Source organism: Mesorhizobium sp. M0954, assembly GCF_040319155.1.
Taxonomy (GTDB): domain Bacteria; phylum Pseudomonadota; class Alphaproteobacteria; order Rhizobiales; family Rhizobiaceae; genus Mesorhizobium.
On record NZ_JAMYNR010000012.1, the window covers coordinates 193,176 to 202,963 of the forward strand.

General features: G+C 62.8%; 8 protein-coding genes. 5 read left to right on the forward strand and 3 right to left on the reverse strand.

The window, feature by feature from the left end; genetic code table 11:
- Position 1: 1 nt before the first annotated feature.
- Together trpD and NKH93_RS18660 are read right to left on the reverse strand one after the other, a co-directional pair.
- Positions 2-1,012 (reverse strand): anthranilate phosphoribosyltransferase, encoded by a 1,011-nt coding sequence (gene trpD, locus NKH93_RS18655; protein WP_352616138.1) that lies wholly within the window; start codon positions 1,010-1,012, stop codon positions 2-4.
- A complete protein-coding gene (locus tag NKH93_RS18660) occupies positions 1,009-2,901 on the reverse strand; it encodes a SurA N-terminal domain-containing protein (RefSeq protein WP_352772201.1) in 1,893 nt (630 codons plus the stop codon). The genes trpD and NKH93_RS18660 overlap by 4 nt, the downstream gene beginning before the upstream one ends.
- 142 nt (positions 2,902-3,043) lie before the next feature.
- On the opposite strand from NKH93_RS18660, the gene tpiA reads away from it, so the two are divergent.
- The 5 genes from tpiA to NKH93_RS18685 all read left to right on the forward strand — a co-directional run bounded on the left by tpiA (position 3,044) and on the right by NKH93_RS18685 (position 8,074).
- Positions 3,044-3,811 (forward strand): triose-phosphate isomerase, encoded by a 768-nt coding sequence (gene tpiA, locus NKH93_RS18665; protein ID WP_352474263.1) that lies wholly within the window; start codon positions 3,044-3,046, stop codon positions 3,809-3,811.
- Positions 3,812-3,974: 163 nt separating this feature from the next.
- A complete protein-coding gene (secG, locus tag NKH93_RS18670; protein WP_254817294.1) occupies positions 3,975-4,427 on the forward strand; it encodes a preprotein translocase subunit SecG in 453 nt (150 codons plus the stop codon).
- Positions 4,428-4,626: 199 nt separating this feature from the next.
- On the forward strand, positions 4,627-5,748 hold the full coding sequence (locus NKH93_RS18675) for a L,D-transpeptidase (RefSeq protein WP_352502401.1): 1,122 nt from the start codon (positions 4,627-4,629) through the stop codon (positions 5,746-5,748).
- A 147-nt stretch (positions 5,749-5,895) separates the two neighbouring features.
- Complete coding sequence (gene pyrG / locus NKH93_RS18680) at positions 5,896-7,524, forward strand: CTP synthase (protein ID WP_352448839.1); 1,629 nt, start codon at positions 5,896-5,898, stop codon at positions 7,522-7,524.
- Between the two features lie 10 nt (positions 7,525-7,534).
- Entirely contained in the window at positions 7,535-8,074 is a 540-nt protein-coding gene (locus tag NKH93_RS18685; protein ID WP_352971312.1) for a DUF1697 domain-containing protein, read from the forward strand.
- A gap of 29 nt (positions 8,075-8,103) precedes the next feature.
- Here NKH93_RS18685 and NKH93_RS18690 read toward each other — a convergent pair whose 3' ends face one another.
- Positions 8,104-9,561, reverse strand: coding sequence for an NCS1 family nucleobase:cation symporter-1 (locus NKH93_RS18690; RefSeq protein WP_352971314.1), 1,458 nt, complete (start codon positions 9,559-9,561; stop codon positions 8,104-8,106).
- Positions 9,562-9,788 lie beyond the last annotated feature (227 nt).

Sequence of the window (9,788 nt, forward strand, 5' to 3'; positions counted from 1 at the left end):
TTTAACCGTTCGAAATCTCGATCAGCCTGTCGAGCACTTTCAGCGCGCGGCCGCTGTCGATGGCCTGCGCCGCCGTTACCATGCCGTCGGCGAGGGTCGTCGCTTTGCCGGCCACCACCAGCCCGGCGCCGGCATTCATCAGCACCGTATCGCGAAAGGCGCCGGCGGCGCCGCCCAGCATGTCGCGCAGTGCCTGGGCGTTGTGGGCGGCGTCGCCGCCGCGCAACTCGTCCTTGGTGTGCCGCTTCAGTCCGACGGCTTCCGGGGTCAGCGTAAAGCTGCGGATCTCGCCGCCGGCCAATTCGGCGACAAGTGTCTCGCCGGTGGTGGTGATCTCGTCATAGCCGTCGCCATGGACGATCCAGGCATGGTCGGCACCAAGTTCCTTCAACGTTTCTGCCACCGGCATGATCCATTCGGGCAGGAACACGCCGACCATCTGCCGTCTGACACTCGCCGGATTGGAAAGCGGGCCCAGCAGGTTGAAGATGGTGCGGGTTCCGAGCTCGACCCGGGTCGGGCCGACATGCTTCATCGCCGGGTGATGCGCCGGCGCGAACATGAAGCCAACGCCGGCCTCGTGGATGCAGCGGCCGATCGTCTCCGGAGGGATGTCGATCTTGACGCCCAATGCGATCAGCACATCGGCGGCGCCGGTCAGCGAGGACAGCCCGCGATTGCCGTGCTTGGCGACGGGCACGCCGCTGCCGGCGATGACGAAAGCGGATGCGGTCGAAATGTTGACGCTGTGCGAATTGTCGCCGCCGGTGCCGACAATGTCGATGGCACCCTCGGGAGCTTCGACACGCAGCATCTTGGCGCGCATGGTGGCGACGGCGCCGGCGATCTCGCTGACGGTCTCACCGCGCACGCGCAATGCCATCAGGAAGCCGCCGATCTGGCCGGGGGTAGCATCGCCGGACATGATGATGTCGAAGGCCTCGCGCGCCTCCTCGAAGGAAAGAGCGCTGCCGGCGGCGACCTTGGCGATGTGGATCTTCAGCGCGCTCATCTGGCCAGGGCTTGGGTTACGGCCGCCTGATCGATGCGGACGTCATATTGCGTCTGCAACTGCGCGACCAACTGGTCGAGCAGGTCGTCGGACATGCCGGAGGTGAAGGACTTCTGTGCGTCCTGGGGCACTGAGCTGGCATCGGCCCCGGCAGGCTCGAATACCTCGGCAACCTTGAACAGGATCTGTCCGTCGCCCGTGGGCGAGGGGATCAACCCGGTGCCGCCTTCGCCGACGCCGAACATCGCGGCGGCGCCTTCCTTGCCGAAATCGACGTCGTCCGCATCGCGCTTGACGCCGCGCTTGGTCTGCTTTTCGAGCTTGAGCTCACCGGCGATCACCTCGAGCGTGACGCCAGCCTTGAGACGCTTCTCGAGCTCCTGTGCTTTTGCGGTGAGCCGTTTGGTGGTCTCCGCCGCGGTCCAGTCGGCCACGACCTTCTGGCGGACTTCGTCCAATGTGCGGTCGCGGGCAGGCGTGATCGCGCTCACGTCGTAGAAGACGAAGCCGTTATCGGCGGTGGTGAGGCCTTCATTGTCGGTTCCGGGTTCGGATTCGAACACCGCCTTGATGAGTGCCGGCGATTCCGGCAGGTCTTTGACGATACTTCCATCCGGCCGTTGGCCGGTGCGGTCGATGGCATCGATGGTGACGACCTTCAGCTTCAATTTGGCGGCTGCCTCGGCGAGCGAACTGCCCGAGGCGCGCGTATCCTCGTAATTGTCGTGCACGTCCAGCAAGATGCGGCTTGCCTCGCCCAGTGCCAGGTCCTTGCGGATCTGCTCGGACACTTCGGCCAGCGGCTTCACCACTTCGGGCTTGATCTCGGTGACGCGCAGCAGAACGGGACCAAAGGCGCCCTGTACGACCGGGCTGACCTCATTGACGTTCAGTTTGAAGGCAGCATCGGCGACCGCCTTGTCGGCGATCTTGTCCTTGGCCAGCGTGCCGAGCAGCGTGTCTGCCGGCGTCTTGCCTTCGGCAGCGACGATCTTGTCGAAGGTCGCGCCGGTCCTGAGCGAATCGAGCGTCGCCTTTGCGGCATCAGGTGTCTTGAACACAAGCTGCTCGATGGTGCGCATCTCCGGCGTGGTGTAGCGCGCCTTGTTCTTATTGTAGTCGTCGCTGACCTGTTGGTCGGTCACCGCGCTCAAATCCATGATGTCCTCCGGTTCGAGCCTGACATAGGAGAACTTACGGTATTCGGGAGCGGCGTAGGTTTTCTTGTTTTCCTCGAAATAGGCCGAAAGCGCGCTGTCGGACGGCGCTTCTATCGGTTCGACCAGCGATTTCGGCAAGGTCAGGTAGTCGATGGTGCGATCTTCGCCGCGATAGAGCGCGACCGCCTTGAAGAATGTATCCGGGGCCTTGAGGCCGTCCGAAACCGCCTCGACGATCTGCTGGCGGACCGCGACCTGGGCGCGGTTCTTCAAATAGTCTTCCGGCCGCATGCCGACCTGCCGAAGCAGGTACTCGAAGGTTCTCCTGTCGAAGGTTCCGGCAGGCCCTTTGAACGCCGGGTCTTCACGCGTCAGTTCGGCGAGCCGGTCCTTGGAAAGGCCGAGGCCGAGCTTGCGGGCCTGCTCGTCGAGGACGGCACCCGACACGAGTTGCGCCAGCACCTGGTTGTCGATGCCGAGCGCCGTCGCTTGCTCACGGCTGATGCGCTGGCCGAATTGCTGCGACATGACGCTGAGCTGGCGATCGTAGGCGAGGCGGTATTCGTTGATCGAGACCTTGGTGCCTCCGGCCGTAATCACGGCGTCATGGCCGGCAAGACCGCCCATCAGCCGCCCCGAGATGCCCCAGATGGCGAAGCTCAACACCAACAATGACAGCAGCAGTTTCGCGACCCAGGTCCCCGCCGCGCTTCTCAACATACCAAGCATGAGTACTTCCGATTTTTGCGCATTTCGCATGCGCCGAGTCTGAAACAAGCGCAATAGCGCCCTTCCTGCCCACTGTCGATTGCTTTGTGGCCTGATTTTGATAGTGAGGGCCAGCTGGAAATTGCCCGGAGAAACAAATCCCATGACCACTGGAATCCGCCCGCTCGTCGCCGGCAACTGGAAAATGAACGGCACCAGCGCCTCGCTCAACGAGATCAGGATGATCGGCAACGGCTTCATGAGTGGGCTAGACGCCGAGACCGAAGCGGTGGTCTGCGTGCCGGCGACCTTGCTTGCGCACGCCGCCGAGATTCTGTCGCGCACGCCGGTGCGGGCCGGCGGAGAGGATTGCCACACCGAGGAAAGCGGCGCCTATACCGGCTGCATTTCGGCCGAGATGCTGAAGGATGCAGGTGCCAGCCATGTCATCGTCGGCCATTCCGAATGCCGCGCCGATCGCAAGGAGGACGATGCCTTGGTCCAGGCCAAGGCCTCCGCCGCATGGCGCGCCGGGCTGGTGGCCATCATCTGCATTGGTGAGACAAGAGCCGAACGAGAAGCAGGAGCCACGCTCGACGTGCTGTCGCGCCAGGTCGCTGGCTCGGTCCCGCCAAACGCCACGGCTTCCAACACCGTCATTGCCTATGAGCCAATATGGGCGATTGGGACCGGCTTGACCCCGACCGCCGCCGACGTCGCCGAGGCACATGCGCATATCCGCGAAGAACTGGCACGGAAGCTCGGCAATACGGCGGCCAAGATGCGCATTCTCTACGGCGGCTCGGTCAAGCCGTCCAACGCCATCGAGTTGCTCGGCGTCAGGAATGTCGATGGCGCGCTGGTCGGCGGCGCCAGCCTAAAGGCGGCGGACTTCCTCGGCATCGCGGAAGCCTATCGAAACATCGCTTGATACAAGGGCTGGTTGCTGCATTTGAGCGGACGGCCGGCGTCGAAATCGTTGCAAAGGACGCATTGCTTCCCATATTCCGGCCACGGGCTTGGAAATGCCGTCAAAGCATTGTATTGAGCCGCCTCCAAATCAGCGGCCGCACAAGGCCTTGCCAGGGTAAATTATGGAAACCGTACTGATCGTCGTCCACCTCATGGTCGTGCTCGCGCTTGTCGGCGTGGTGCTGCTGCAGCGCTCCGAAGGCGGCGGCCTCGGCATCGGCGGCGGATCGGGCTTCATGACCGCGCGTGGCGCCGCCAATGCGCTGACGCGGGCGACGGCGATCCTGGCTGCCGCTTTCTTCGTCACCTCGCTGACACTGTCGATCGTTGCGCGCTATGGCGAGAAGCCGATCGACATTCTCGATCGCGTGCCGGCGACCTCGGACGGAGCAGGCAAGGGCGTACTCAACCAATTGCCTGGAACCACGACGCCGACGCCGCCTTCAGGCACCACGGCGCCGACCCCGCCGTCCGGCAATGGCGCGGCAACGACGCCGCCGGCAACCGCTCCGGCGACGCCGCCAGCGACAAACGGCGCCACCGCGCCGGCTACGCCGCAGGTCCCCAACCAGTAATAGGGCAACTTATGCCGCGATCTGTTGTCGTTTGAACACAGTCGCGGCAAATGCCGCACGATCACGAAGATTCGACTGCGCCTCACGCTTGAGGCGCTTCCGGCTAATCGATTATACGTTGCACGCGGCATTCTCGGCGTCCTTGGGGGGCGCCGGGCGACGCCGTGGGCAACAAGCATTGAACGATCGGATCTTCCCCATGCAGCTTCGCAGCTTCATTTTTGCCGGCCTTTGTGCCGTGCTCAGCCTAGGTGCGCCCGCTTTCGCGGCCATGCCGACGGCAAACTCGGCCCACAAAGCCGCAACAACAACCGACGTCGTCAAGGTCGCTGCCAAAAGCGATGCAGCGCAATTGAAGCTTCTCAAGAAGAAGAAAGATCCGACGCCGGACGACCTTGCGCAGATCCGCAAGATCGAAGCCAAGATCGCAGCCGACAAGGACGCCGCTCGCGCCAAGGCACTCGAAGCCAGGAAGCTGGCGATGCGCGAGGCGGCGAAAGGCAAAGCCGATGCGGAACGCCAGGCGTTCCTTGCCAAGAAGAGCCAGCCGCTCGCAACGGCCAAGGTGGCTGACGCCACGCCGGCCAAGAAGAAGACCGTCAACATCATCGAACCGATTACGCCCATTGCGCCGATCCAGTCGGCCGAGCCGATCCCGGCCGAGGCCATGAACGTTGCGCTGACCGGCAACAATGGCGAGTTGCGCAGCGAACCGGTCGGGCAGAAGCCGCAGAGCGTCGGGCTGTTCGCGGGACTGTTCGGCGGCACATCCTCTTCGTCGATGTCGCTGCTTCCGGAAACACGCGCGCTCGACGCCGCGCTCGAAAGGAAGCAGGCCAAGCGGCAGTTCAAGGTCAAGCCGGAATTCGTGCCGCAGGAGGTCGAATTCACCGGCTACAACCCCGGCACCATCGTCATCGATACCAGCGCCCGTCGTCTCTACCTCGTCGAATCATCGTCAACCGCCCGCCGTTATGCCATCGCGGTCGGCCGGGAAGGCCTGCAGTTCAAGGGTACGGTTGCCGTCGGCGACAAGCAGGAATGGCCGCGCTGGATTCCGACGCTGGATATGCAAAAGCGCGAACCCAAGCACTATGGCCAGTACAAGGACGGCATGCCCGGCGGCGGCGACAATCCGCTCGGTGCGCGCGCCATCTATCTTTACGACGGCAAGAAAGATACCCACCTGCGCATTCACGGCACCATCGCGCCGCAGTCAATCGGAACCAGCGCCTCCAATGGCTGCTTCCGTATGATCAACGAGCACGTCATGGATCTTTACCGCCGGGTGAAAGTAGGCACCAAAGTCGTCATCATCTGACGCTTTGACAGATCGTGCCAAAAGGGCCGGCCTCGCCGGCCCTTTTGTTTTGATACGCCAACGACCAGAGCGCCTTCTTGGGAAAAAGCCTTCGCGGCGGTTTTTTCTCTGGCGGAATCAATTCGGCCGCGTTAAGCGATGACTCCCATGGCGCGATATGTATTCATCACAGGCGGCGTGGTTTCCTCACTTGGAAAAGGCATTGCTGCAGCGGCCCTTGGGGCTCTCTTGCAGGCGCGGGGCTATCGCGCACGCATCAAAAAGCTCGATCCCTATCTCAATGTCGATCCCGGCACGATGTCGCCCTATCAGCACGGCGAAGTCTTCGTGACCGATGACGGGGCCGAGACCGATCTCGATCTTGGCCATTATGAGCGCTTCACCGGCCGCTCGGCCAACCAGCAGGACAACATCACCACCGGCCGCATCTATAAGAACATCATCGAGCGCGAGCGGCGCGGCGACTATCTCGGCGCCACCGTGCAGGTCATTCCGCACGTCACCGACGAGATCAAGAATTTCGTCCTCAACGGCAATGACGACTACGATTTCGTGCTGTGCGAGATCGGCGGCACCGTCGGCGACATCGAAGCGATGCCGTTCCTGGAGGCGATCCGCCAACTCGGCAACGACCTGCCGCGCAACAACGCCGTCTACGTCCACCTGACCTTGATGCCTTACATTCCGACGGCAGGCGAACTGAAGACCAAGCCGACGCAGCATTCGGTCAAGGAGTTGCGCGGCATCGGCATTGCACCCGACATACTGCTGGTCCGCGCCGACCGGCCGATCCCCAAGGAAGAGCGCAGAAAGCTGTCGCTGTTCTGCAATGTCCGCGAAAGCGCCGTCATCCAGGCGCTCGACGTCCCGCATATCTACGACGTGCCGATGGCCTATCACAATGAAGGGCTGGATTCGGAAGTGCTGGCGGCCTTCGGCATCGATCCGGCGCCGAAGCCGCGCATGGAACGGTGGCAAGCGGTGTCCAACCGCATCCACAATCCGGAAGGCGAAGTGACCATTGCCGTCGTCGGCAAATATACCGGCCTCAAGGACGCCTACAAATCGCTGATCGAGGCGCTGTCGCATGGCGGCCTCGCCAACCGGGTCAAGGTCAAGCTCGACTGGATCGAAAGCGAGATATTCGAGAAGGAAGACCCGGCGCCGTGGCTGGAGAAGGTCCATGGCATTCTCGTCCCCGGCGGTTTTGGCGAGCGCGGCTCGGAGGGCAAGATCCTGGCGGCGAAGTTCGCGCGCGAGCGCAAGGTGCCGTATTTCGGCATCTGCTTCGGCATGCAGATGGCTTGCATCGAGGCGGCGCGTTCGCTGGCCGGCGTCGAGCACGCATCATCGACCGAGTTCGGTCCAACCGAGGAGCCGGTTGTCGGCTTGATGACCGAATGGCTGAAGGGCAACATGCTGGAAAAGCGCAGGGAAACCGGCGACCTTGGTGGTACCATGCGGCTCGGTGCCTACCAGGCCGACCTTGCCAAGGGATCGAAGATCGCCGAGATCTATGGCGATACGCAGATTTCCGAACGCCATCGCCACCGCTACGAGGTCAATGTCGACTACAAGGAGCGGCTCGAGGATTGCGGCCTGGTGTTTGCCGGCATGTCGCCGGACGGCGTGCTGCCGGAAACGGTCGAATATCCCGACCACCCCTGGTTCATCGGCGTGCAGTACCATCCCGAGTTGAAAAGCCGGCCGCTCGATCCGCACCCGCTGTTTGCCAGCTTCATCGAGGCGGCGGTAGAGCAGTCGCGGCTGGTCTAACTAGCCGCCCATGCAAACTTACGTCGCGCTGCTCTACAGCATTGTCCTGGGCGAGGGGCGGCGGGTCGTCATGTCCGATCTGAAGGCGATGGCCGAAGGCCTGGGTCTGAATAACCCGCGCACGCTGGTGGCGACCGGCAATCTGGTTTTCGAGGCGCAAGAAACAGAACTTGCGGCGTTGGAGCAGCGGCTGGAGGTGACGTTCGCAAAGACTTTCGGCCGCCACGTCGACATCATCGTGCGCCGCGCCGACGGCTGGCTGAGGATGGCGGCCGGCAATCCGTTCCCAGCCGAATCGGCTGAGGCCGCGGACCAGGTGGCGGTGCGCGTGATGCGGGCGCCCGTTCCCGCCGAGACCGCCGCGGCGCTTGAGGCGTATGCCGGCAAGGACGAGAAGCTGCGGATTGTCGGCGGCGACATCTGGATCGTCTTTTCCAGCGAGACGCCGAGTTCGCGGCTGCTTGCGGCGGTCAGTCACAAACGCCTGGGCATCGGCACCTCGCGCAACTGGAATACGGTGCGCCGCCTGGCCAAGATGGTCGCAGAATAAACGGGGCGGCTCGCGCCGCCCCAAATCGCTCAGGCCTTGGCTATCCTGGCTCCGGCACCGAGTGCCATCGTGCGCAGCACGTAGTAGATGACGCCGGCAATTGCCACGCCGAAGAACCAGCCATAGACGCCCCACCATGACGGCAGCAGGCTGGTGAAATTGGGCAGGATCGAGGAGAAGACCGCGCCGATACCGGCGGCGATGAAGGCATTGACATGCCAGCCGCCCTGAAAGCGGAATTCGCCATTCTCCCTGTAGAGCGCCTCGACGTCGACCTCGCCCTTCCGGATCAGGTAATAGTCGACCATCATCACGCCGAAGATAGGCCCCATTGTCGCGCCAATGATGTTGACGAAGGAGGCGGCACTGCCTTCCCAGGGCGCGAATGGATAGAGCACCAGCGCGATCAGCGCCGCGATGTAGCCGCCCTTCTTGAAGTCGATCTGGCGTGGAAAGACATTGGAGAAGTCGAAGGCCGGCGACACGAAGTTCGCCACCACATTGATGCCGAGCGTCGCCACCGCAAAGGTCAGGGCTGCGAGCGCCGCCAGGAACCAGCTGTCGAATTTCGCCGAAATCTGGTCGGGATGCAGCAGCACCTCGCCATAGACGTCGAAGGCGGCGATCGTCGTAACGCCGGCGACCAGCGAGAACAGGATAAGATTGACCGGCAGGCCCCAGATGTTGCCCTTGCGCAGCGATGTCTTGTCCGGGGCGTAGCGCGCGAAATCGCAGAAGTTGAGATAGAGCGCGGAGAAATAGGTCACCCAGATCGCGGCCACCGCAAACAGCGAGGTCCAGGAGCCCGGCGTGCCCGGCACGCCCGCGTCCTTTGTCTTTTCCAGCAGCACATCCATCGGGATGTCGCTGGTGAAAGCGAAGGTGCCTGCCTTGATGCAAAGATAGATCGCCAGGATCAGCATCATCACCCACACCGCCGGTCCGGCCCAATCCTGGAAGCGGCGCACCGTTTCCATGCCTTTCTGGATGATCAGGAGTTGCAGCGCCCAGATGACGGCGAAGCAGATCACCTCGAGCCCGGAGTGGCCGAGGAAATGTGTGCTCTGGTTGAAGTCGGCGAACCATTGCGAGCGGATCAGCAGGGCTACGATCGCCCCGGAGGCGGCCGCCGTCTGCGCGCCGTACCAGAAGCAGGCGACGATGGCGCGCACCAGCGCCGGTATGTTGGCGCCCCAGATGCCGAAGGAAGCACGCGCCAGGACCGGGTAGGGCACCCCGGTCTTCACGCCGGCATAGCCGACCATGTTCATCAACGCATAGATGATCAGCGAACCGATACCGATGGCGATGATGAAGTTGACGAAGCCGCCGCAGAACAGGAACAGGCTGGCAGCGAGATAGTAGCCCCACAGGCTGTGGACGTCCGACGTCCAGACGTTGAAGATCGAGAACGGTCCCCAGTTTCGAACCTTCGCCGGAGCGAGATCCTCATTGTACAGGTCCGGTGATGCGCCTTGTATTGTCATTGCTATGTCCTCCCCTTGCAACCGCACGCGCCTCCACGCATGGCACGCAGGTTAAGCCTGACGCAGGGGAACCGGCAAGCAGACGATTTGCCGGCTTTGGGCTTAAAGTCATTCAATGAGAAACGCGCTTATCGGCGCGGCGTCGTTGAGCTTCTAGCGCCGGCGATTCGTGGGGTGACACCAATCGCTCGACCTAAGCTCCAGAGTCCACCTTGTGCGTGATCAGG

Coding starts and splice junctions, on each gene's coding strand:
- trpD (WP_352616138.1), bottom strand. CDS start 1,012: ATGAGCGCGCTGAAGATCCACATCGCCAAGGTCGCCGCCGGCAGCGCT.
- NKH93_RS18660 (WP_352772201.1), bottom strand. CDS start 2,901: ATGCTTGGTATGTTGAGAAGCGCGGCGGGGACCTGGGTCGCGAAACTG.
- tpiA (WP_352474263.1), top strand. CDS start 3,044: ATGACCACTGGAATCCGCCCGCTCGTCGCCGGCAACTGGAAAATGAAC.
- secG (WP_254817294.1), top strand. CDS start 3,975: ATGGAAACCGTACTGATCGTCGTCCACCTCATGGTCGTGCTCGCGCTT.
- NKH93_RS18675 (WP_352502401.1), top strand. CDS start 4,627: ATGCAGCTTCGCAGCTTCATTTTTGCCGGCCTTTGTGCCGTGCTCAGC.
- pyrG (WP_352448839.1), top strand. CDS start 5,896: ATGGCGCGATATGTATTCATCACAGGCGGCGTGGTTTCCTCACTTGGA.
- NKH93_RS18685 (WP_352971312.1), top strand. CDS start 7,535: ATGCAAACTTACGTCGCGCTGCTCTACAGCATTGTCCTGGGCGAGGGG.
- NKH93_RS18690 (WP_352971314.1), bottom strand. CDS start 9,561: ATGACAATACAAGGCGCATCACCGGACCTGTACAATGAGGATCTCGCT.